19 protein-coding genes are annotated in these 23,751 nt (G+C 39.4%); 9 read left to right on the plus strand and 10 right to left on the minus strand.

Features of this window, described 5'->3' with window-relative positions:
- Nucleotides 1-37 precede the first annotated feature (37 nt).
- Complete coding sequence (locus INP93_RS08670; protein WP_197544681.1) at nt 38-646, plus strand: DedA family protein; 609 nt, start codon at nt 38-40, stop codon at nt 644-646.
- A 70-nt stretch (nt 647-716) separates the two neighbouring features.
- On the opposite strand, the gene INP93_RS08675 is transcribed toward INP93_RS08670, so the two are convergent.
- The gene (locus tag INP93_RS08675) at nt 717-1,328 is read right to left on the minus strand and encodes a riboflavin synthase subunit alpha (protein ID WP_197544682.1); all 612 of its coding nucleotides are present in this window, start codon (nt 1,326-1,328) and stop codon (nt 717-719) included.
- Nucleotides 1,329-1,373: 45 nt separating this feature from the next.
- Here INP93_RS08675 and INP93_RS08680 point away from each other — a divergent pair, with 45 nt between their 5' ends.
- On the plus strand, nt 1,374-2,771 hold the full coding sequence (locus INP93_RS08680; RefSeq protein WP_197544683.1) for an MATE family efflux transporter: 1,398 nt from the start codon (nt 1,374-1,376) through the stop codon (nt 2,769-2,771).
- 47 nt (nt 2,772-2,818) lie between these two features.
- Here INP93_RS08680 and INP93_RS08685 read toward each other — a convergent pair whose 3' ends face one another.
- Both INP93_RS08685 and rng read right to left on the minus strand, forming a co-directional pair.
- The gene (locus INP93_RS08685; protein WP_197544684.1) at nt 2,819-3,382 is read right to left on the minus strand and encodes a hypothetical protein; all 564 of its coding nucleotides are present in this window, start codon (nt 3,380-3,382) and stop codon (nt 2,819-2,821) included.
- A gap of 155 nt (nt 3,383-3,537) precedes the next feature.
- Nucleotides 3,538-5,013 (minus strand): ribonuclease G, encoded by a 1,476-nt coding sequence (gene rng, locus INP93_RS08690; RefSeq protein ID WP_197544685.1) that lies wholly within the window; start codon nt 5,011-5,013, stop codon nt 3,538-3,540.
- Between the two features lie 117 nt (nt 5,014-5,130).
- Here rng and putP point away from each other — a divergent pair, with 117 nt between their 5' ends.
- Together putP and cmoB are read left to right on the plus strand one after the other, a co-directional pair.
- Nucleotides 5,131-6,645, plus strand: coding sequence for a sodium/proline symporter PutP (putP, locus tag INP93_RS08695; protein WP_049368956.1), 1,515 nt, complete (start codon nt 5,131-5,133; stop codon nt 6,643-6,645).
- Nucleotides 6,645-7,610, plus strand: coding sequence for a tRNA 5-methoxyuridine(34)/uridine 5-oxyacetic acid(34) synthase CmoB (cmoB, locus tag INP93_RS08700; RefSeq protein WP_197544686.1), 966 nt, complete (start codon nt 6,645-6,647; stop codon nt 7,608-7,610). The genes putP and cmoB overlap by 1 nt, the downstream gene beginning before the upstream one ends.
- A gap of 59 nt (nt 7,611-7,669) precedes the next feature.
- Here cmoB and rlmM read toward each other — a convergent pair whose 3' ends face one another.
- Complete coding sequence (rlmM, locus tag INP93_RS08705; RefSeq protein WP_197544687.1) at nt 7,670-8,758, minus strand: 23S rRNA (cytidine(2498)-2'-O)-methyltransferase RlmM; 1,089 nt, start codon at nt 8,756-8,758, stop codon at nt 7,670-7,672.
- Entirely contained in the window at nt 8,751-9,644 is an 894-nt protein-coding gene (locus INP93_RS08710) for a transcriptional regulator GcvA (RefSeq protein ID WP_070582220.1), read from the minus strand. The genes rlmM and INP93_RS08710 overlap by 8 nt, the downstream gene beginning before the upstream one ends.
- A 484-nt stretch (nt 9,645-10,128) precedes the next feature.
- Here INP93_RS08710 and INP93_RS08715 point away from each other — a divergent pair, with 484 nt between their 5' ends.
- The 4 genes from INP93_RS08715 to INP93_RS08730 all read left to right on the plus strand — a co-directional run bounded on the left by INP93_RS08715 (nt 10,129) and on the right by INP93_RS08730 (nt 14,836).
- Nucleotides 10,129-11,160 carry a branched-chain amino acid aminotransferase gene (locus INP93_RS08715; RefSeq protein WP_049362750.1) on the plus strand — a complete coding sequence of 344 codons (1,032 nt, stop codon included), beginning with the start codon at nt 10,129-10,131 and terminating at the stop codon, nt 11,158-11,160.
- Between the two features lie 288 nt (nt 11,161-11,448).
- Nucleotides 11,449-11,715 (plus strand): oxaloacetate decarboxylase subunit gamma, encoded by a 267-nt coding sequence (locus INP93_RS08720; protein ID WP_070582465.1) that lies wholly within the window; start codon nt 11,449-11,451, stop codon nt 11,713-11,715.
- Between the two features lie 15 nt (nt 11,716-11,730).
- Nucleotides 11,731-13,521: a sodium-extruding oxaloacetate decarboxylase subunit alpha gene (gene oadA, locus INP93_RS08725; protein WP_070582219.1), complete on the plus strand. Its 1,791-nt coding sequence runs from the start codon at nt 11,731-11,733 to the stop codon at nt 13,519-13,521.
- Between the two features lie 10 nt (nt 13,522-13,531).
- Nucleotides 13,532-14,836: a sodium ion-translocating decarboxylase subunit beta gene (locus INP93_RS08730; RefSeq protein WP_070582218.1), complete on the plus strand. Its 1,305-nt coding sequence runs from the start codon at nt 13,532-13,534 to the stop codon at nt 14,834-14,836.
- A gap of 93 nt (nt 14,837-14,929) precedes the next feature.
- On the opposite strand, the gene INP93_RS08735 is transcribed toward INP93_RS08730, so the two are convergent.
- The 4 genes from INP93_RS08735 to INP93_RS08750 all read right to left on the minus strand — a co-directional run bounded on the left by INP93_RS08735 (nt 14,930) and on the right by INP93_RS08750 (nt 21,071).
- Nucleotides 14,930-18,379 (minus strand): acyl-[ACP]--phospholipid O-acyltransferase, encoded by a 3,450-nt coding sequence (locus INP93_RS08735; RefSeq protein ID WP_070582217.1) that lies wholly within the window; start codon nt 18,377-18,379, stop codon nt 14,930-14,932.
- On the minus strand, nt 18,376-19,017 hold the full coding sequence (locus tag INP93_RS08740; protein WP_070582216.1) for a MerR family transcriptional regulator: 642 nt from the start codon (nt 19,015-19,017) through the stop codon (nt 18,376-18,378). The genes INP93_RS08735 and INP93_RS08740 overlap by 4 nt, the downstream gene beginning before the upstream one ends.
- A 136-nt stretch (nt 19,018-19,153) precedes the next feature.
- On the minus strand, nt 19,154-20,716 hold the full coding sequence (locus INP93_RS08745) for a peptide ABC transporter substrate-binding protein (RefSeq protein WP_197544688.1): 1,563 nt from the start codon (nt 20,714-20,716) through the stop codon (nt 19,154-19,156).
- Nucleotides 20,709-21,071, minus strand: a complete 363-nt coding sequence (locus INP93_RS08750) for a YbaN family protein (RefSeq protein WP_049370318.1) — start codon at nt 21,069-21,071, stop codon at nt 20,709-20,711. Before INP93_RS08750 ends, INP93_RS08745 begins: the two co-directional genes overlap by 8 nt.
- Nucleotides 21,072-21,301: 230 nt before the next feature.
- Here INP93_RS08750 and prlC point away from each other — a divergent pair, with 230 nt between their 5' ends.
- Nucleotides 21,302-23,341, plus strand: a complete 2,040-nt coding sequence (gene prlC, locus INP93_RS08755; RefSeq protein WP_197544689.1) for an oligopeptidase A — start codon at nt 21,302-21,304, stop codon at nt 23,339-23,341.
- A gap of 113 nt (nt 23,342-23,454) precedes the next feature.
- Here prlC and rpsO read toward each other — a convergent pair whose 3' ends face one another.
- Nucleotides 23,455-23,724: a 30S ribosomal protein S15 gene (gene rpsO / locus INP93_RS08760; RefSeq protein WP_005628925.1), complete on the minus strand. Its 270-nt coding sequence runs from the start codon at nt 23,722-23,724 to the stop codon at nt 23,455-23,457.
- Nucleotides 23,725-23,751: the final 27 nt, after the last annotated feature.

The raw sequence follows: 23,751 nt of genomic DNA on the forward strand, positions 1-23,751 counted from the left end.
AATTAATTTTAACTAACTGATTGTAAGTGGGTTTCAAATGGAATTTCTTATCAGCTTTTTTACCGATTACGGTTATTGGGCGGTGCTATTTGTTCTGATTATTTGTGGCTTTGGTGTACCCATTCCAGAAGATATCACGCTTGTCTCCGGCGGTGTGATTGCTGGTCTCTATCCTGAAAGCGTCAATTCCCACTTAATGTTAGTCGTGAGTATGATTGGCGTACTTGCCGGTGATTCAACCATGTACTGGCTTGGTCGCATTTACGGCACACGAATTCTTCGTTTCCGCCCAATGCGTAAAATCGTCACATTAGAACGCCTCAAAATGGTACGTGAAAAATTTGACCAATACGGCAACCGTGTTCTATTTGTTGCTCGTTTCTTACCAGGCTTACGCGCACCAATTTATATGGTTTCTGGCATTACCCGCCGCGTCAGCTACACCCGCTTTGTATTAATTGATTTCTGCGCCGCAATTATTTCTGTGCCAATTTGGGTTTACCTTGGCGAATTTGGTGCGAAAAACTTAGATTGGTTACACGAACAAATTCAAAAAGGCCAACTCGTGATTTATATCCTAATCGGTGTTTTAGCTCTGTACCTATTTTGGAAATGGAAAAAAGCGAAGAAATCCAAAGCTAACTAATCTCATATAATTCAATAAAAAGTGCGGTAAAAAAACAACATCGTTTTCTACCGCACTTTTTTCATTCCAACTAAGCTTTAGCGGCTAAATATCGTTCCACCGTATCCACAATCGCTTGTGTTTGTGGATCGATTTCGATATTCACTAAATCGCCAATTTGCCGTTTGCTAATCAGGGTTCGATGTAGGGTTTCTGGAATTAAATTCACGCAGAATTCATCGTCTTTTACTTCACCGATAGTAAGACTGATACCGTCAATCGCAATAAATCCTTTTGTTAGGATATATTTCATCACATCTTTATTAGGCAATTTAAACCAAACCTGACGATTGTTTTCGCTTTCGATAATTTGTGAAACGCTTGCGGTACAATAAACGTGACCAGATAAAATATGTCCACCAATTTCTGCGCCCATTTGCATTGCGCGTTCGATATTCACAAAATCCCCGGCTTTTAAGCCGCCGAGATTGGTGATGCGCAAGGTTTCTTGCATTAAATCAAAGCTGACAAGATCATCGTGAATTTCAGTCACTGTTAAGCACACACCGTTATTCGCCACGGATGCACCGATTTCTAAGCCTTTTCGCATTTCAGCTGGTAATTTTACGATCTGTGTTCTAAAATCATCGCTGTCTTTAATTGCATAAATTTGGGCGATGCCCTGTACAATACCCGTAAACATTATTATTCCTTCATTAAAAATTTTTCCAATATTATAGCAAAATTTATGAATTCTCGTCTTTTTTCTCAATACCGTATTGATATTCAAAAACTTATCCGAATTGCGACACCTATCGGGCTTGCCCAGTTAGCTCAAACTGGCATGGGTACCGTGGATGTGATTATGGCGGGGCGTGTGAGCTCGGCTGATGTAGGCGGTGTCGGTATTGGTGCCTCCATTTGGCTACCTTTGGTGCTTTTCGGTCAAGGCTTATTACTCGCCTTGCCACCAACAATTTCCTATTTAAATGGATCTGGACAGCGCCATCGCATTGCTCACCAAGTGAGACAAGGCCTTTGGATTTCATTTTTAGTGATGATTCCCCTTGCACTCATCATCTATCATAATGATTTCATATTACAGTTTATGAATATGGATGCCCACATGGCAGATGTGACGATGAATTATTTGCGTGCGATGGTGTGGGGCTTACCTGCCTATTTATTGCTGATTAATTTCCGCTGTTTGAATGATGGCATTGCTAAAACAAAACCCGCCATGGTGATTACCTTCATGGGGTTAATGCTGAACATTCCGCTGAATTATATGTTTATTTACGGCAAATTTGGTGCGCCTGCATTGGGCGGTGTCGGTTGTGGTGTGGCAACGGCTATTGTCAACTGGGCAATGGCAATCTTAATGATTACCTACTCTGCCAAAAACTATAATGAACGTAGTTTGAAAGTCTTTGAAAAGATTATTGAAAAGCCAGACATCAAAACACTGAAAAAATTGACCGCACTTGGCTTGCCTATTGCCATTGCTCTGTGCAGTGAAGTATCACTCTTTGCGTTAAGTAGTTTGTTACTTTCCCCATTAGGTGCGGATGTGGTCGCCAGCCACCAAATTGCCTTAAATACCAGTGCCGTAGCCTTTATGTTCCCCATGTCTATTGCGATGGCTGCTACCATTTTAGTGGCGCAAGAACTGGGTAATCACGCACCACAAAAAGCCAAAATTATGGCTCACGCGGCTATTATTCTTGGCTTGATTGTGGCAAGTGTATTGGCGTTGGTGATTTGGGTATTTAGTGCAGAGATTGCCGCATTAATTGTAGGCGATAATGCTACTGTTATTGCCCTTTCAGGCAGCTTATTAGCGATGGCTGCGATTTATCAATTTTCAGATTCAGTGCAAGTCGTCGTGAGCGGTATTTTACGTGGCTATAAAGACACTAAAATTATCCTTTATATCACGTTACTTGCCTATTGGGGCGTGGGTATCCCTGTTGGTTATATTCTTTCCCGCACGGATTGGATTGTTCCAAGCATCGGTGCAAAAGGTTTCTGGGTTGCCTTTATCATTGCATTAACCATTGCAGCGGCTTTACTCTTTATGCGTATGCGAAAAATCCAATCACAATCTGATGAAGCCATTATTCAACAGTTAGAAAGATTGAAATAGTTAAAGTAAAAAGTGCGGTCGAATTTGACCGCACTTTTGTCTTCTACCTATTTAAATACTTTAGCAAATCCCAGTAATACATTTCGGTCATAGTCATAAAATTCATATTTATCCAAAAGTACATCATTCCAACAATAATTTTTCTTATCTGTACTTTTTATAAAATAATGACCAGGTTTAGCAATAAGAAATGATGAGAAATCCTCAGAAAAAATAACAAACTCACCACTATAGTATGAGATTAATGACCCTGCACATTTTTTAAAAAATCTATTATTTGAACGTGATTTCATAACAATAGGTGGGATATTTTCATTTTTTATATGATTTAAATCATCATAACTAAAGACTACAGGAATAGCGTACAAACAATCGAATTCTTTAAGGAATCCAGATATATATAAATCAGTTCTACACTCATCGGAATAATCATCATCTAGAAACTCTATAAATTTATACTTCCTAAAATTTTTATAATTATACTCTTCTTTATCAAAGTTAATTAAGTACTTATAGTTATTGAATACTTTTTCTATCTCATCTTCAAAAAATAAAATATCATTTTTATCTAATGTTTTTTTATAATCTTCATACCAAGAATTACTCTCCATATACCGCCTCAAAATTCGCCATTCTATATCAATTAGATTAAGCACTTATTTAATTTATTATTCGGATTACTTACAACGTGACACACTAAGAAGTATATCCCATCAAAATTTGATAACATAAAAAGTGCGGTCGAATTTGACCGCACTTTTGTCTTTTACATCACCACCACATCAAACTGTTCTTGGTTGTAGTACTGCTCTGTTTTGACCTGAACCTGTTTGCTGATGAACATTTCGATCTCTGGCAATAAACCATGCGATTCTTCTTTGATTAAGTAATCCGCTACAGCTGGAGAGGCATAAACCACAAATTGTTCACTCGAGAATAAGTGGTTAACGCGAATAATCTCTCGCATAATTTCATAGCATACCGTTTCGACAGTTTTCACGCGTCCACGACCTTGGCAAGTTGGGCATTCATCACACAAAATGTGCTCTAAACTTTCACGTGTGCGTTTACGGGTCATTTCCACTAAACCAAGTTGAGTAAAACCATTCACATTGGTTTTTACGCGATCTTTTGATAGCGCTTCTTCCAAGGATTCAATCACGCGATTACGATGCTCATCGGTTTGCATATCAATAAAATCAATTATGATAATACCGCCTAAATTACGCAGTTGTAGCTGCTGTGCAATGGCTTTAGTGGCTTCAATATTGGTGTTAAAAATTGTTTCATCTAAATTTCGATGACCGACGAATGCACCGGTATTGATATCAATGGTCGTCATGGCTTCGGTTTGCTCAATAATGAGATAGCCGCCAGATTTTAAATTCACGCGTTTTTCAAGTGCATTTTGAATACCACGTTCTACACCATAAATATCAAAAATCGGCTGACTGCCCGTATAAAGCATTAATTTCTCACTTAATTCTGGCATAAATTCATCGGTAAATTCTTTCACTTCGTTAAAACAAAGTTTGGAATCAATATGAATTTTCTCTAAATTGGCGCCGATAAAATCACGCAAAATACGCTGTGGCAATGCGGGTTCACCATAAATTTTAGAACGGGTTGGATATTTGCCTTTACGCTCAAGTACTTTACGCCATAAACGTTTTAAAAATTCCGCATCTTGGCGCAATTCTTCTTCTGTTGCGCCTTCGGTGGCGGTACGAATAATAAAACCGCCTAACTCATCACAAAAAGGCTCAACAAGCGCTTTTAATCTTGCTCGCTCTTCTTCACTTTCAATACGTTGTGAGACACCAACATGGCTATTTTCAGGCATAAAGACGAGATAACGAGAAGGCAATGTAATATCTGTAGTTAATCTTGCACCTTTGGTGCCCAAAGGATCTTTTACCACTTGTACTACGATATCCTGTCCTTCGCGTACGAGTTCAGAAATGCTTTTTGCTCGGAATTGCTTTTGTTCGTTCACATCCACACACTCGGTATGTGAAACAATATCAGAAGCATGCAAAAATGCGGCTTTTTCTAAACCGATATCCACAAACGCAGACTGCATCCCCGGTAAAACACGGGTGACTCGCCCTTTATAAATATTCCCCACGATGCCACGTTTGGCTTGACGTTCAATATGAACCTCTTTTAAAACCCCCGTTTCCACCAGCGCAACGCGGGTTTCATTGGGCGTAACATTCATTAATAATTCAACAGAATTCATTTTTTCGACCTTAGTTTTAATGGTATAAGTCTATCGAAAAGGAAAATAGAATAATAGACCCAAATAAGGTAAAATATGACCTTTCTCAAATTTTCATGACTTTTTTTGAGGTATTTAATGTTTGGTTTAGACCCAACACTTATTACTTTTAGTATTTATATTTTCGGCATGATTTTAATCGGTGTCCTTGCCTATTATTATACAAACAACTTATCCGATTATATTTTAGGCGGCCGTAAACTCGGAAGTTTTGTGACAGCGATGTCTGCTGGAGCATCTGATATGTCCGGCTGGTTATTAATGGGCTTGCCGGGTGCGGTGTATGTATCTGGCCTGGTTGAAGGTTGGATCGCCATTGGTTTAATCCTTGGGGCTTATTTTAACTGGTTGCTCGTAGCTGGTCGTTTACGGATCTATACCGAATTTAACAACAATGCACTCACATTACCGGAATATTTCCACCATCGCTTTGGTACATCACATAATCTCTTAAAAATTGTGTCTGCAACAATCATCCTAGTATTCTTCACCATTTATTGTGGTTCCGGTGTGGTTGCAGGGGCGAAATTATTCCAAAACCTATTCTCAGTCGACTATTCCACAGCCATTTGGTACGGCGCATTAGCGACCATCGTCTATACCTTTATCGGTGGATTTTTAGCCGTAAGCTGGACGGATACCATTCAAGCTACATTAATGATTTTTGCACTGATTTTAACGCCTCTCTTTATCTTTTTAAGTTTGGGTGATGCATCACAATTTACTGAAGTGCTACATCAAGCAGAAATCGCAGCAAATAAAGACTTTACCGATTTATTTAGTTCTACTACACCATTAGGTTTATTAAGTTTAGCGGCTTGGGGCTTAGGTTATTTTGGTCAACCGCATATCCTTGCGCGCTTTATGGCTGCTTACTCGGTGAAATCTCTCATTAAAGCACGCCGCATCAGTATGACATGGATGGTGATTTGTCTTGCCGGTGCAATTGGTATTGGCTTCTTCGGTATTCCTTATTTCTTTGCTAACCCCAATGTAGCTGGCGTGGTAAATAATGAACCAGAACAAGTATTTATTGAACTGGCTAAATTGCTCTTTAATCCATGGATTGCCGGTATTCTACTCTCTGCGATTTTAGCGGCAGTAATGAGTACACTTTCCGCTCAATTATTAATTTCTTCAAGTTCTATCACTGAGGATTTTTATAAAGGTTTTATTCGTCCAAAAGCTTCTGAAAAAGAATTAGTTTGGCTAGGTCGTGCAATGGTTTTAGTTATCGCGGGCATTGCGATTTGGATTGCACAAGATGAAAACAGCAAAGTATTAAAACTCGTTGAATTTGCCTGGGCGGGCTTTGGTTCTGCATTTGGTCCTGTCGTGCTTTTCTCCTTATTCTGGAAACGCATGACTTCATCAGCAGCGATGGCTGGCATGGTTGTCGGTGCAGTGGTTGTCTTTGCTTGGAAATCGGTGATTCCTGAAACCAGTGAATGGTTTAATGTCTATGAAATGATCCCAGGATTCATCCTTGCTAGCTTGGCGATTATTGTGGTTTCTCTCCTTTCCGCAGAACCTGAAAATGAAGTAAAAGAAACCTTTGAGAAAGCAGAAAAAGCCTATAAGGAAGCAAAATAATGATTGATTTTCGTCCTTTTTATCAACAAATTGCCACCACAAATTTATCTGCTTGGCTAGAAACATTGCCTTTGCAGTTAAAAGAATGGGAAAAACAAACCCATGGTGATTATGCAAAATGGTCAAAAATCGTGGACTTTCTCCCTGATTTGCAGGCAGATACTATCGATTTAAAAAATGCGGTGAAATCTGACCGCACTTCCCCTCTTTCAGAGGGCGAAAAACAACGCATTGTCCATCATTTGAAACAATTGATGCCGTGGCGAAAAGGACCTTATCATTTATTTGATATTCACGTAGATTGCGAATGGCGTTCTGATTTCAAATGGGAGCGAGTTTTGCCTCATCTGGCACCATTAAAAGATCGTACCATTTTAGATGTGGGCTGCGGTAGCGGCTACCATATGTGGCGAATGGTTGGTGAAGGTGCAAAAATGGTCGTTGGTATTGATCCAACCGAACTTTTCCTTTGCCAATTTGAAGCCGTTCGAAAATTATTAAATAACGATCGTCGAGCGAACTTAATCCCATTAGGTATTGAAGAAATGCAACCACTTGCGGCATTTGATACCGTATTCTCAATGGGCGTGCTTTATCATCGTAAATCACCGCTTGATCATCTCACTCAACTAAAAAATCAATTAGTAAAGGGTGGCGAATTGGTGTTAGAAACCTTAGTGGTTGATGGCGATGTCAATACGGTATTAGTGCCTTCAGATCGCTATGCAAAAATGAAGAACGTATATTTTATTCCTTCTGTTGCTGCACTCATTAATTGGTTGGAAAAAGTCGGCTTTACTAATGTGCGTTGTGTGGATGTCGCCACCACGACATTAGAAGAACAGCGTAAAACGGATTGGTTAGAAAATGAAAGTTTGATTGATTTCTTAGATCCAAATGATCACAGTAAAACCATCGAAGGCTATCAAGCCCCAACTCGCGCAGTGATTTTAGCCAATAAATAATGGTTTAAATAAAAAGTGCGGTCAAAAAATTCCATGTTTTTTGACCGCACTTTGCTTTTTTATTTTAAAGCAATATGTACCGTAATCTCTTCACGATCATGATACAAATGCTTCGCCTGAATATCAAATTCCAGTTCTTTTTCTGCTAACATCACCGCAAGATTTTCTAAGCACAACATCACTTCTTGATAGCGTTTTTTCATTGGTAATTTCAAATTGAAAATAGTTTCTCGGCACCAACCGTTAATTAACCATTTTCCAATTAAATTCGCAATTCGACTTGGTTGCTCCACCATATCACACACAAGCCAATCAATATGCTTACGTTTTGGTGGTTGGAATTTAAATCCATCTTCTGGGCAATGTTCTATTCTGCCAGTATCATGTAAGCTCGCCGCCATTTTGCCGTGATCAACTGCATACACAAATAAACCACGTTTCACTAATTGATAGGTCCAGCCGCCAGGGCAAGCACCGAGATCAACACCAACCATATTTTCATTCAAGCGTTTACTTTCTTCATTTCGAGGAATAAAGGTTAAAATCGCTTCTTCCAATTTTAAAGTTGAACGGCTTGGTGCATCCGCTGGGAATTTTAAACGAGGGATTCCCATAAAGTGGGTGGAGTTATTACCAAGATAGGAATACCCCACATAGCAACAATTCGGCTGCGTGAAAAAACAATGCAAAACCTGACCGCGCTTTGCATTCGGCTTACCTTGTAACCAACCTTGTTTTTTTAACGCTTGGCGCAACGGCACGGTAAATTTTCGGCAAAATGTCGAAAGCTCTTTGGCTTCATTAGTATCTGCTGTTTCAACAAATAGCTCTACCGCTTGCTTAAGATTAATGTCTTCTGCAATGCGTTCATATTGAGCCAGAATTGGCGAAATACGATCTTGAGGATCGAGATTTTCTAAGAGATCTGACACAACGATCATTTGACGTGCAAAAATCAAACGATTAAAAGGGATTTCTCGTGCTAAACGATCTGCATCACCTGGTTGATAGCATTCAAAAATGACATAGCCGCTGTTTTCTACTACGCGAGCAAAACCAAATACGCCACGCTCAGAAGCTCGGTCGGTAATTTCTGCAGCGACTTCTTTTTCAAAGCCAATTCGACAATATAAGGCTAATTTATTCATGTTTTCCTAATTTAATTGAATCTTTAATCCATTTTCTAAAGGCTTGAATTTGTTCGTCATCTAAACGATCTAAATGATTAACCACATAGAATGATTTTGGATCCCGCAATTCGGTTGGTAACACAATTTGCAAATGACCGTTTTCAATTTCTTGCTGAGCCAAAATACGATTTGCTAGAGCAATCCCCTGCCCATGAACGGCCGCCTGCAATGCCATAAAGGTGTGGCTAAATAACGGGCCTTGCTGAATATTCAAATCATCTAATTTGAGATAATCCGCCATTGCTTGCCAGTTATCTCGAGTATGCGTATGAATCAGCGTATGCTTTTTCAAATCATTAGGACAACGCACAGGTGTTTTCTCAAGCAATGAAGGCGCAGCCAAAATCACGAGGTTTTCTTCGCCTAAACGATCAACCTGTAAATTTTCCCAATCACCTTTTCCATAATAAATGGCTATATCAATTTCTTTATTCAATAAACCTTCATCTTGATCCACACCCTTCAAGCGTACTTCAATTTCAGGGTGTTGCTTATTAAAATCACTCAAATGTGGCACAAGCCATTGAATACCAAAGGTTTGTGGCACGCTAATTGCCAAATGTGGCTCTGCTTTAAGTGTTAATAAACGTTCAGTTGCTTCATTTAATTTTCGTAAGATTTTATTGATATCAACAAAATAGGCTTTCCCAAATTCTGTCAATTCGAGTGAACGATTTTTACGAATAAAAAGCTCAACACCTAAAAAATCTTCTAATAATTTTATTTGATGGCTCACTGCGGCTTGTGTCACAAAAAGTTCATCTGCCGCTTTTGTGAAGCTTAAATGTCGTGCAGCAGACTCGAAAGACTTCAATGAATTCAAGGGAGGCAAACGTTTATACATAATTCTTCCAAACAGCTAAATTTTAGTTTATAATAACGAAGATTTAATTCGGATTAGTTTTTTTTATGCATCAAATAAAAAAACATCATTTGTCCTTCCATCACCTTCTACCTACAATACACCCATACTTAATGATTGGTAATTCCTTACAAGTTAATGAGTTTCAGACTTAAGTATGATGTTGTGTTTGCATATAGTTCGGTTCTCCGAACTGGAGTAACAATTAAGTTACTCATTTACTTCCTGTATATATTAAAACCATTCTGGTTAAGCGCTGCTCGTTTCGAGCGGCGTTTTTTTTATTCCTGGCATTTTAGCATAAGCAAAATTTTATTTCCTGACCAACTTCACAAATTTAAAAATCCAATAAAAATTTTGAGAAATCACAATATTTTTGTGTTTAAAGGTTTTCATAGTTATCGTAATGGTGTAGATTAACTGCATTTCCATTCATAAAATTATTTATACAAATTAAGGAAGCAAAATGAAAGACTTAGACTGGAACAATCTTGGATTTAGTTATATCAAAACAGATTACCGTTTCATCGCACATTGGAAAGATGGCAAATGGGATGAAGGTAAACTCACCACCGATAATATGCTACATATCCACGAAGGTTCAACTGCTATTCACTACGGTCAACAATGCTTTGAAGGCTTAAAAGCCTATCGTTGTAAAGACGGTTCAATCAACTTATTTCGTCCTGATCAAAATGCAAAACGCATGCAACATACCTCTGATCGCTTATTAATGCCGCAAGTGCCAACAGAATTATTTATCCGTGCTTGTAAAGAAGTGGTGAAAGCAAACCAAGAATGGTTGGGTCCTTACGGATCTGGCGCAACATTATATTTACGTCCATTCCTCTTTGGTACAGGCGCGAATATCGGTGTAAAAACCGCACCTGAATTTATTTTCTCTGTATTCTGCTGCCCTGTTGGCGCTTATTTCAAAGGTGGTTTAGCACCATCTAATTTCATTACGACTGATTACGACCGTGCTGCACCTATGGGAACCGGTGGTGTAAAAGTAGGTGGTAACTACGCAGCAAGTTTGCTTCCACATGAACTAGCCGCAGAAGAAGGTACGCCAGAACGTAAATTCGCTGATGCGATCTATCTCGATCCAAAAACACATACTAAAATTGAAGAAGTGGGTGCGGCAAACTTCTTTGGTATTACCAAAGATAACAAATTTATCACACCAGCATCTGAATCTATTTTACCAAGTATCACTAAATACTCATTACTTCACATTGCAAAAGAGCGTTTAGGTATGGAAGCTATCGAAGGTGATGTGTATATTGATCAACTTGATCAATTTGCAGAAGCGGGAGCTTGTGGTACTGCCGCAGTAATTACGCCAGTAGGCGGTATTCAACACAAAGGTAAATTTCACGTGTTCTATTCAGAAACTGAAGTGGGCCCTGTTACACGTAAACTTTACAACGAGCTAACAGGTATCCAATTCGGTGATGTGGAAGCACCTGAAGGCTGGATTGTAAAAGTAGAATAATTTTCCTTTCTATCAATAAAGCAAGATTCACTTAATTCAAGGACTAAGTTCTGTGACTACAGAGCTTGGTCCTTTTAGTTTTTATAAGCTTTGTATAAGTTATTTCTAATACAGAGATGACTCATTAATAATATTTAGCTCACGCAAAAATATCGTCAAAATCAACTGCACTTTTCACCTTTTCTTGTGTGCCTATATTTCAAATTATGATCTTCATCACAGTTTTATTTGAACAGATCGATTAGAATAAAATTGTCCATTTTTTCAAACAAATAAGGAAGAAAAATGATGACTCCCTCAGCACTTATAGGCGAAGGAATTAACCTGATGTTTTCAGGGATGGGTTTTGTGTTGGTCTTTTTGCTCATTTTAATTTGGGCAATTGGAGTGATGTCTAAACTTATCAATCGATTCTTTCCTGAACCACAACCCGAACCCAAAACTTCCCCAAATTCAACCGCGCTTTCTGCGGCACCAACTGACGATTTTGAGCGTTTACGTCCTGTGATTGCAGCGGCTATCGCACACCATCGCCGTACCCAACAGTTCAAATAACATAAGGATTTTACCATGGCTAAAAAAATTAAAATGACAGAACTGGTGCTTCGTGATGCCCACCAATCACTTTTCGCAACTCGCTTGCGTCTTGATGACATGTTACCAATTGCTCATGAATTAGACGATATTGGTTATTGGTCATTGGAAGCTTGGGGCGGTGCAACATTTGATAGCTGTATTCGCTTTTTAGGTGAAGATCCTTGGGTACGTTTGCGCGAATTGAAAAAAGCCTGTCCAAAAACCCCATTACAAATGTTATTACGTGGTCAGAACCTATTAGGCTATCGTCACTATGCTGACGACGTGGTAGAACGTTTCGTAGAACGTTGTGTAGCGAATGGTATGGATGTTTTCCGCGTATTCGATGCACTCAATGACCCGCGTAATATGAAAGCAGCGTTGCAAGCAGTACGTAAATTTGGTGGTCATGCTCAAGGGACTTTAAGTTATACCACTAGCCCAGTTCATACCATGCAAACCTGGCTTGATACGACTGAACAATTACTTGAAATCGGTATCGATAGCTTGGTCATCAAAGATATGTCAGGTATTTTAAATCCAATGGCGGCAGCAGACTTAGTTCGCGAAATCAAAAAACGTTTTGACGTAGAATTGCATTTACACTGCCACTCAACCACCGGTATGGCAGAAATGGCGTTATTAAAAGCGGTTGAAGCTGGTGTAGATGGTATTGATACGGCAATTTCTTCTATGTCAGGTACTTATGGTCACCCAGCAACTGAATCCCTAGTTGCCACCTTGCAAGGTACTGAGTATGACACCGGTTTAGATATTCCTCGTTTGGAAAAAATTGCTGCCTATTTCCGCAATGTACGTAAAAAATACGCTAAATTTGAAGGCCAATTACGCGGTGTCGATAGTCGTATTTTAGTGGCACAAGTGCCAGGCGGCATGCTCACTAACTTGGAAAACCAATTAAAACAACAAAATGCGTCCGATAAATTAGATTTAGTATTAGAAGAAATCCCACGCGTACGCAAAGATTTGGGTTATATTCCTCTTGTTACACCAACCTCTCAAATTGTTGGTACACAGTCGGTTATTAACGTACTTACAGGCGAACGCTACAAAACTATCGCCAAAGAAACTGCCGGAATTTTAAAAGGTGAATATGGTAAAACACCTGCACCGGTAGATAGTGCGTTGCAAGCTCGCGTATTAGAAGGTGCTGCGCCAGTAACTGACCGTCCAGCCGATCACATTGCACCTGAAATGGCGAAAATTGAAGCTGAAGTTGCTGAACAAGCTAAAGCGAAAGGCGTGAAATTGGCAGACAACGCCGTAGATGATGCTTTAATCGTGGCGCTCTTCCCTCAAATTGCATGGAAATTCTTAGAAAACCGCAACAACCCTGCCGCCTTTGAACCAGCCCCTACCGGCAATGAAAGTGCGGTGGAAAATAAACCTGTTTCTAAAGCTGTACCATCTGCTTCTGGCTCCGCTGTTTATACCGTGGAATTAGAAGGTAAAGCTTTTGTGGTGAAAGTAAGCGAAGGTGGTGATATCTCTCATGTCGCGACTACAGCTCCGCAAGCTGCGCCACAAGCGACTCCTGCTCCAGCAACGGGGGGGACACCAGTAACGGCGCCGATGGCGGGTAATATTTGGAAAGTTGTTGCAACAGAAGGTCAAACTGTAGCAGCTGGCGATGTATTATTCATTCTCGAAGCCATGAAAATGGAAACCGAAGTGAAAGCTGCACAAGCTGGTACCGTACGCGGCATTTGCGTCAAAGCTGGTGATGCTGTCGCGGTAGGTGATACCGTGATGACCTTAGCATAAGGAATGGTCTATGGAGAGTATTATTGCGTTAATTAAAGGGATGGGCATATTCCATCTGCAATGGGGGCAAGCAGTAATGATCGTTGTGAGCCTGCTGTTGCTGTGGCTTGCCATTTCGCGCAAATTTGAACCTTTGCTGTTGCTACCAATTGGTTTCGGCGGATTATTGTCAAATATCCCTGAAGCAGGGCTAGCCATGACAGCATTAGAGAATTTGCTTCATCTCGGCTCACCAGAGCAAATTGTGGTAATCGCCTCGCAACTGGGTGTTTCACCCGATCTTGCTGCGATTAAAACAGCGATGACTTCCGCGCCAATATCCATGATAAATCAATTAGAAGCTTTATCTGTGGATATGGGTTACAGCGCCGGTATTTTGGCTTTATTCTATAAAGTTGCGATTGGATACGGCATTGCACCATTGGTTATTTTTATGGGTGTAGGTGCAATGACAGACTTTGGTCCGTTATTAGCCAATCCAAAAACGTTGCTACTTGGTGCGGCTGCACAATTCGGCATTTTCGCTACCGTGCTTGGTGCGTTAGCCTTAAATTACTTCGGTATTATCGAATTCACACTGCCTCAAGCTGCCTCTATCGGTATTATCGGTGGTGCGGATGGTCCGACTGCGATTTATCTAACCAGTAAGCTGGCGCCTGAATTGCTTGGTGCTATTGCGGTGGCGGCTTATTCTTATATGGCGTTAGTGCCGTTGATTCAACCACCGATTATGAAAGCATTAACCACAGAAGAAGAACGCAAAATCCGCATGACGCAAATGCGCCATGTAAGTAATCGTGAAAAAGTGTTATTCCCGGTGATTTTGCTGTTGCTCGTTGGTTTGCTCCTACCGGATGCTGCCCCATTACTCGGGATGTTCTGTTTCGGTAATCTCATGCGCGTCAGCGGCGTAGTAGAACGTTTAAGTGACACTACACAAAATGCCTTGATTAACATTGTAACCATTGTGCTTGGCCTGTCTGTGGGATCTAAACTTATCGCCGATAAATTCTTACAACCGCAAACGTTAGGCATTTTAATTCTTGGTGTCATTGCTTTCGGAATCGGTACAGGTAGCGGTGTATTAATGGCAAAATTGATGAATAAATTCAGCAAAAACAAAATTAACCCGCTTATTGGTTCTGCTGGTGTATCTGCCGTTCCTATGGCCGCTCGTGTTTCTAACAAAATCGGATTGGAAGCGGATAACCAAAACTTCCTCCTGATGCACGCGATGGGACCGAACGTTGCTGGTGTAATTGGCTCGGCTATTGCCGCTGGGGTCATGTTAAAATATGTCGGTACGTTGATGTAAGGTGAAAGATGCTGAAAAACACCTAAATGAGGTTTATTAAAATAACAAAAAGAGCCGTCAAATTGACCGCTCTTTTATTTATTACAATTTTCTTTACTTAACCAAACTCATCGCTAAGTTCTTCGCACCTTTGAAATCCACTTTACCACTTCCGAGCATCGGGATTTCATCCACTAAGAAAACTTGGCTTGGTAGCATAATCGGCGGTACATTTAATCCTTTAATGCGTTCATTGATCTCATCTAAAGAAAGTGCAGATTTGATTAAAAGTACAATGCTCTCGCCTTTTTTATCATCGCTCAAGGCGACGGCAACAAATTGATTTTCTTCATCAAATACTTGTGAAAGTTTCTCTTCCACGCTGCCAAGACTGATCATTTCGCCGCCGACTTTAGCAAATCGAGAATAACGATCCACAATAGTAATAAAGCCGTTATGATCGATATGACCTTTATCGCCGGTTTTGTAATAACGTACACCGTCAATTTCAACAATCACTTCTGCTGTTTTTTCTGGTGCATTCAAATAACCTTTCATGACTTGTCCACCACCAATCAAGATCAGACCATCTTCGCCGACTGGTAATTCTTGCAAGCTTTCTGGATCCACAATTTTAATAATGGTGCCTGGTAATGGCATACCAACTGTACCAGCTTGATTGAAGGTAAATTCCTGTAAGGTTTCCGGATCAAGTAAATTAGGCATATTCACACTAGCTACCGGTGCTGTTTCAGTTGCGCCATAACCTTCGTAAATTTCCAAGCCAAATTTAAGTTTGAAGGCTTCTTTTACATCCGCTTTCAATTTTTCGGCGCCCGCAATAACCATACGCACGTTTTGTAGCATTAACGGATGGAATTTCTTATTGCGTACATACAATCTAAAGAAAGTTGAAGTACCAAATAAAATACTCACCCGATGTCGAGCACACATTTTTCCTACTGTCGCCCCATCCGTCGGATCCGCTACACTTACCATTTTAATGCCTTCACACAATGGCAATAAAGTTGTCACTGTTAAGCCGAATGAATGGAAAATTGGTAAGGAATTCAAAATCACATCATCTTTGTGGAAGTTTAATAATTCACCGATCTGTTTAATATTTGTCAGTAAGTTTTTATGGCTTAATTCAATGCCTTTTGGATCACCTTCACTGCCACTACTGAATAAGATGGTTGCATTATCTTCCAAGCTTACGTCTGCAAAGTAACGTAATTTAATCCACCATTGTGGCGCCAAAAACGCCGTTAAAAATGACCGCACTTTATTAGCCTTAGTGATCGATTTCCCTAAATTTTCCATAAAGAGGGCTTTATCAGCCACCACTTGGCTAAAATCAAAACCTTTTGTGTTCAACTTATCCAAGAATTTTTCAGAGGTAATGACTTGCGAAATGTTGGCTTTTTTCAACGCTTTTTCCATCACTTCTGGGCTTAGTGTGTAGTTTAAATTTACCGGTACTTTGCCCATCACCATTAGGGTCATATTAATAATTGCTCCAATTGATGAACTTGGTAATAACACACCAACATTTTTTTCATCCCCTAAAGCAGCTTTCAAGGTTTTCACAAACATTAGCACTGCAGCAATGAATTTCAGGTTATTCAATTTAGTGCCTTGTGCATCAACAGCCGCTTCTTTGAATAAATTCGATTTTGCCGAGCTCAACCAATGATGCATAAGCGGTTTACGTTTACTCATGACTTTTTCCCATACGGAGAAAGAAAGTTCGAGTACTTTTTGCTTCATCGCTGTCGCATCAATAAAGCCATGAATGGGTTTACCAAATGCCACTAAAATTTCACGCTTACCTTGGCGTTTAGTTAAATTCTTATAGAAAGAATCTGCACGAGAGAAGCTGCTGCCCCATAATCCACGTAAATAGAAAGGAACAGTCGTCACATTCTCTAAATCTTTTAATACGTACTCAAAGCCTTTTTGGAACTCATTAATTTGACCGTTATAGCTGATATGGCCTTCTGGGAATAAAGCTACCACTTCGCCACGCGCTAAATATTCACGAATGGTTTCAATAGATTCTCGGCTTGAACCACCACCAATTGGGATGACTTTGAAAATACGGAAGAACCAAGTGAGATACCATTTGTTGTAAATCGGACGATACATCACAAATTTAATCGCACGAGGGCTAGCCGCTTGTAACACCAACCAGTCAATCCAGCTAATATGGTTGCCTAATAATAGAACTCCACCACTTTGTGGAAGATTTTTTAAGCCATCCACATGAAAACGGTAATTCGCTTTTAACGCAAAGAGCAAGAATAAACGCGTAAATAAATGAGGCACTTTCGACATGGTATATAAACTCGCAGCAAAACATGCAACTGAAGTCACTAAGAATAAACCTTGAGTCGAAACATTAAGTTGTACAAAAACAATGCTTAATAGCAAAAACACTACCATAAACACGTTTTGTACAAAGTTGTTACCTGCCATGATTTTGCCGCTGATTTTCTCAGGTGCGAAATACTGAATAGTTGCATTTAGTGGCACGATTAATAAACCGCCAGAGAAACCAAAGACAAAAGAACAAAGTGCTAATACCACCCCACTTTGGGCTAGGGTTAAAAAGAATAACGACACACAAATACCTAATGCACCAAGCGGAACAATACCTAACTCAATATGCAAACGAGAAGCACGTCCTGCAAGATATGAACCAAGCGCAAGCCCTATTCCGCTCACCGCAAGAATCGCTTGAATGACAATAGCATTATCTTCATTGAACATTGCTTTATAATGCGCAGGGAATGCTGCCACAATAATTTGTGACACGCCCCAAAATAGGCTTAATCCAATGACACTCAACCAAATATTTTGATCTGCTTTTAATGTGCGAACGTTATCTTTTAAATACCCTAAAGAAAGGTATTTTCTCATATCAAACTGACCATCTGTATTTTCAGCTTCTTGCTTAAAGAATGGGATTTTAAAAGCAAAATAGGCTTCTAGTGCACTCAGTAATACTAACGCCACACCAATCACCCAAACACTTTGTAATACTTCATTCGGATCATCTGATGCTACATAATGCGCTTCAAAGAAGAAAGAAAATACAAAAGAACTAAATAGAATGGCTACAATAGTAAGCGCTTGAATGACACCGTTTGCCATACCGATATTTTCAGTGCCCACAATTGATTTAATAATGCTATATTTGGCCGGAGAATAGACCGCACTTTGCGCTGCCAAAATCAATGTCAGTACAAAGGAAATAGCAAACATACCCGTCATATAACTCAATAAAATCCCAGCACTGATCAGCACAGCCGCTAAACTGCTATAACGAATCACATTGGTGCGAGAAAATTTATCGTTAATAAATGCCGAAGGCGAAAATAAGAAAATAAATGGCAATAAAATCATGGCATTAATTAATGCCGTTAAAATAACCAAACTCTCGCCTGAAAAACTTTTCAGCAACACATTTTGAATGGTAATTTTATGTGCCAAATCCACACTGGCATTAATAAAGGCAATGGCTAAATAAGGTACAAAGCCAGCATATTTTAAGAGTTTCATTTCGCACTCTCCGCTTGATAAAGATTAAAGGTTTTCATATTCAAGAGATACGGTTTTAACACTAACAATAAATCAAATAAGTGTTTTAATTTTTCATCTTTTTGTTCGCTATTGGCTAATGCCGCTAAAGTCACATTCACCTCTTTTTCCGCTAACATTTTCGCAGCGGCCAAATAAGCTTTCACCACATCCATTTCGGCTTCATCACAACGAGCTAAGATCGCCAAAATATCACGTTCTTTTGCTGTAAAAATGCCTTCACGAGGATTCAATAAGCCTTCCGCTACCATGTCTTCTATTTGTTCAGCGGAAAGATGAAATTCTGCAGAGAGCTGCTCGACTGAAAATACTTCATTTTCAGCCCCCATGATAATGTCTAATAATCCAATAAGGCTTTCATAAGGATTATTCCAATCAAAACTAGGATGAGCAAAAAGTGCTTTAATTTGTGAAATCGTCGCATTGAAATTGCTTTGTAAATATTTAATAAAGCTGAGCAGCTCTACACAATATTCATCATAAAGATGAAAATTCGGTTTATCTTTTACTGGTTCTGGCAACAAACCTTCTTTCACATAGTACAGCACCGTGGATTTTGGTGTCTGACTGAGCTTAACCAAATCATTCATTTTTAACATAAGGATTTCCCTCTAGGTTGATTTGTTGTGTATTGTATCGTATAAAAATAAAAAGTAAATAGTGTTACTCTACACTTTTATTTAATTTAATAAAAAAAGTTGTTCACCACATCATGAACAACTTTCTTAATCAGTTTTAGCTTTCAACTTTTCGCCATAGATCCTTACTGTAAATAACGCCCACTGGATTTTTCTTCGCCCCCATAATAGTTGGAGAAAGATAAACTGGCGTGGTGTATTGGAAAAGCGGTAAAGCAAGGTTTTCCTGTTGGATCTTCTCACTTAATTTTAAGTAAATTTCTGACCGCTCTTTTTCATTTAAGCTTTGCAATGCTTGCTCAAAAAGTTGATCGTATTCTGCATTGGCATAGCCATTTTTATTATCAGGACTTTTAGAATAGAACAACCCCAAGAATGCCATCGGATGATTGAAATCTGCACACCAGCCAGAACGAATGACTTGAAAATCACCTTTTTGGCGTTTCATTTGTAATGTTTGCCAATTGACTGGTTGAGCATCCACGCGCAACATATCTGATTGAGTCAATTGCCCCACTAAGCGCTGCGCGATATTCACATGCAATGGCGCATCATCATAAAGCATATTTAAATGCAATGGATGTCTTTCATCAATTTTATTTTGAGCCAATAATTGCTCGGCAACAACGGGCTCCCATCTTGAGTCTTGTCCATTTAACATGGCTTTCGGTAAAAAATACGAACTCGGAATTGCTGCTGGAATCTCATTATTCACAATATTAGTGACAGAGACCAACGACGCAATCGCCTTACGCACATCGGCCTTAGCAACTTTAGGATCTTTCAGATTAAATTCATAAAAATATCCACAAAGCTGCGGAAAATGCTGAAGATCTGAGTGTACTTCCGGCATATCAACCACCACATCAAATTCAGCCAATTTAGGTGCAACAAAAGGCAAATAGGCTACGCGTTCAAAAGCGACATTATTTTTCTGCCAATAATAGGGGTTTTTCGCTAAGTGTATGCTTCTCACACTTTCACTTTCGATCATATAAGCCCCATTAGTCACAGGGGAATCAGGATCACTATATTGTGGCACAAGGCTAATATGCGCCAACATTTCCGGCAAATACGGTGTTGGTTTATCAAGCTCAATACGTAAAGTGCGGTCATTTTCTGCATAAATGCCTAAGCTCTTAAAAGGTTTATTTTTTTCTAAAACGCCTTTCGCATTTTTTAGATTAAGATAAGCCAAATAAGATCTTAATGGACTATTTGATTGAGACAATGCTTGCCAAGAAAGCATGACATCCTGAGCAACTAAAGGTTCACCGTTTGACCAACGAAGCCCTTCACGCAAGGTAAAGATCCAAGTTTTGTTATCTTTTGTTTGCCAACTTTCTGCGATACCAGGCACGATTCGTCCTTCCTGATCATAAGCCGTTAAGCCTTCATATAAATCGCGCAATAAGTTTTCTTGTTCAGGATAACGCACAAACCAAGGCTCAAAAGAAGGAGAATGAGTAAACGCCCGAGTCAGTAAAGTCCTACTCGGTTTTGATGTATTTTCTTGTTCGATAGACTGACTTTGTGTTGGTTGCTCTTCTGCTGCCGCGTTTGTAGATTTAGGACTGTTTAATTTATCACAACCACTCAATCCAAAAACGATACCGAAAATGACCGCACTTTTAAGCCAAGTAAAGAAAGAATTATCCATTTTCAACGTCTTCTGTTTTAATCCAAAAGAAAAAGAACCAATATTTTACCGCAATTAAAATGGCAATGATCGTTCGCCCCACTACACTTGGAGTAAAGTAAAAGCCAATTAAAAGCATCGTAGTTGAAAAGGTTAGAATAGAAATTTTTGCTTTTTTTGTTAATGCACGACGTTCATTAAAGGATTTTAGGTGCTTTTGATAAAGCTTCGTCCCTAAAAACCATTGTTCTAAACGAGAAGAACCTTTCGCAAAAGAATAAAGTGTAAGCAGTAAAAAAGGTGTTGTCGGAAGAATAGGTAAAAAAATACCAATAACACCTAATATTAAAGAAATGAATCCAAGAACAACATACATAGCCTTGGTTAAAGAAGTTTTTGGGAAAAACTTAAGTGAAACAACACCTATAACAATCGTAAGAGCAATGATGCCAGAAAAAATGATAATAGAAAAAAAGGAAGCGCCGTTCATCATAAACCCTAAATAAAAGTGATACGCAATTATTACTGATTTTTTAGATTTTTCAACCTTGATATTATAGAATTTGTCGCAATTTACTAAAGAAACAGTTACCAAAAGGAATATTTATGTCTAATCCATTACTTCATATTGAAGGCTTACCTCCGTTTTCTCAAATCAAACCAGAACATATTCAACCGGCAATCCAAAAACTCATCGAAGAAAATCGTCAAGCCATTGAACAAGTTCTAAAACAACCGCACTTTACTTGGGAAAACTTTATTGAACCCCTTTCTGAAGCAGGCGAACACCTAAGCCGTGCTTGGTCTCCCATCTCCCATTTAAATTCAGTTAAAAACAGCCCTGAATTACGTGATGCGTACCAAGCCTGCTTACCACTACTCTCTGAATACAGCACTTGGGTAGGCCAACACGAAGGGTTATACAATGCCTATTTATCCTTAAAAAATAGCCCTGAATTTGCCACTTATTCAGTGGCGCAAAAGAAAGCCATTGAAAATGCACTACGTGATTTTGAGCTTTCAGGTATCGGTTTATCTGAAGAAAAACAAAAACGTTATGGTGAGATTGTTGCTCGCTTATCTGAATTAAGCGCACAATTTAGCAATAATGTACTCGATGCCACCATGGGCTGGGAAAAAGTCATTGAAGATGAAAGTGAATTAGCAGGTCTTCCTGAATCGGCATTACTTGCAGCAAAACAATCTGCTGAAAGCAAAGGCTTAAAAGGCTATCGCTTTACGCTAGAAATCCCAAGTTATTTGCCAATCATGACCTATTGCGAAAATGCAGCACTACGCGAAGAAATGTATCGTGCTTATGCAACTCGCGCTTCTGATCAAGGTCCAAACGCAGGTAAATGGGATAACACAGCGATCATTGAAGAAATCATGACGTTACGCGTGGAACTAGCGAAACTGCTAGGTTTCAATACCTATACTGAACGCTCACTTGCGACCAAAATGGCAGAAAATCCACAACAAGTGTTAGATTTCTTAAATAACCTTGCAGATCGTTCAAAAGCGCAAGGTGAGAAAGAATTAGCGGAACTTAAAGCTTATTGTGAAAAAGAATTTGGCGTAACGGAACTTGCCCCTTGGGATATCAGTTTCTATTCTGAAAAACAAAAACAACATTTATATGCGATCAATGATGAAGAACTTCGTCCTTATTTCCCTGAAGATCGCGTTATTTCGGGCTTATTTGAATTAATTAAACGTATTTTTAATATTCGTGCAGTTGAACGTTTTGGCGTAGATACTTGGCATAAAAATGTGCGTTTCTTTGATTTAATTGATGAAACGGGAGAAGTACGCGGCAGTTTCTATCTCGATCTTTATGCGCGCGAAAATAAACGTGGCGGCGCATGGATGGATGATTGTATCGGCAGAAAACGCAATGCCGACGGTTCAAGTCAAAAACCTGTTGCCTATTTAACCTGTAACTTCAATGCACCTATTGGTGATAAACCTGCACTATTCACCCATGATGAAGTCACGACTCTCTTCCATGAGTTTGGTCACGGCATTCACCATATGCTCACCAAAGTTGATGTGCCTGATGTTGCGGGTATCAATGGTGTTCCTTGGGATGCAGTAGAACTTCCAAGTCAATTTATGGAAAACTGGTGTTGGGAAAAAGAAGCCCTTGATTTTATCTCTGGTCACTTTGAAACGCACGAACCGTTACCAGAAGAAAAATTAAATCAACTTCTCAAAGCGAAAAACTACCAAGCAGCGATGTTTGTGTTACGTCAGCTTGAATTTGGCTTGTTTGATTTTACCCTTCATCATACTTTTGAACCAGGCAAAGCTAATCAAGTACTTGATACCTTAAAAGCAGTGAAAGATAAAGTTGCCGTAATTAAAGGCGTTGAATGGGCAAGAACACCACATAGCTTTAGCCATATCTTTGCTGGCGGTTACGCAGCCGGTTATTACAGCTACTTATGGGCTGAAGTGTTATCTGCAGATGCATTCTCTCGCTTTGAAGAAGAAGGAATTTTCAATCCAGTTACCGGTAAATCTTTCTTGGATGAAATTCTCACTCGCGGTGGCTCTGAAGAACCAATGGTCTTATTCAAACGCTTCCGTGGACGTGAACCTCAATTAGACGCATTACTTCGTCATAAAGGCATTGCGAACTAATAACTAAAAAAAGAGCGGTCAAATTTTTGACCGTTTTTTTATCTTCCAATATGCAGAAAATAAAAAAGCCCTCGGTAATCCGAAGGCTTTTATTTTTACTATCGTAATAAAAATTAGCGACGTAAACCTAAACGAGCGATAGTGCTTTGGTATAAAGCAAGATCAGTACGTTTTAAGTAGTCTAAAAGTTTACGACGACGAGAAACCATACGTAATAAACCACGACGACCATGGTGGTCTTTTTTGTGCTCAGCAAAGTGAGCTTGTAAGTGGTTGATTTGTGCAGTTAATAATGCGATTTGAACTTCAGAAGAACCAGTATCTTTCGCATCGCGACCAAATTCAGCAACGATTGCTGCTTTTTTTTCAGTACTTAGAGACATTTTTTACTCCTAAAAGGTAGTGTTATT

Source organism: Haemophilus parainfluenzae (assembly GCF_014931415.1).
In the GTDB taxonomy this organism is placed as follows: domain Bacteria; phylum Pseudomonadota; class Gammaproteobacteria; order Enterobacterales; family Pasteurellaceae; genus Haemophilus_D; species Haemophilus_D parainfluenzae_AF.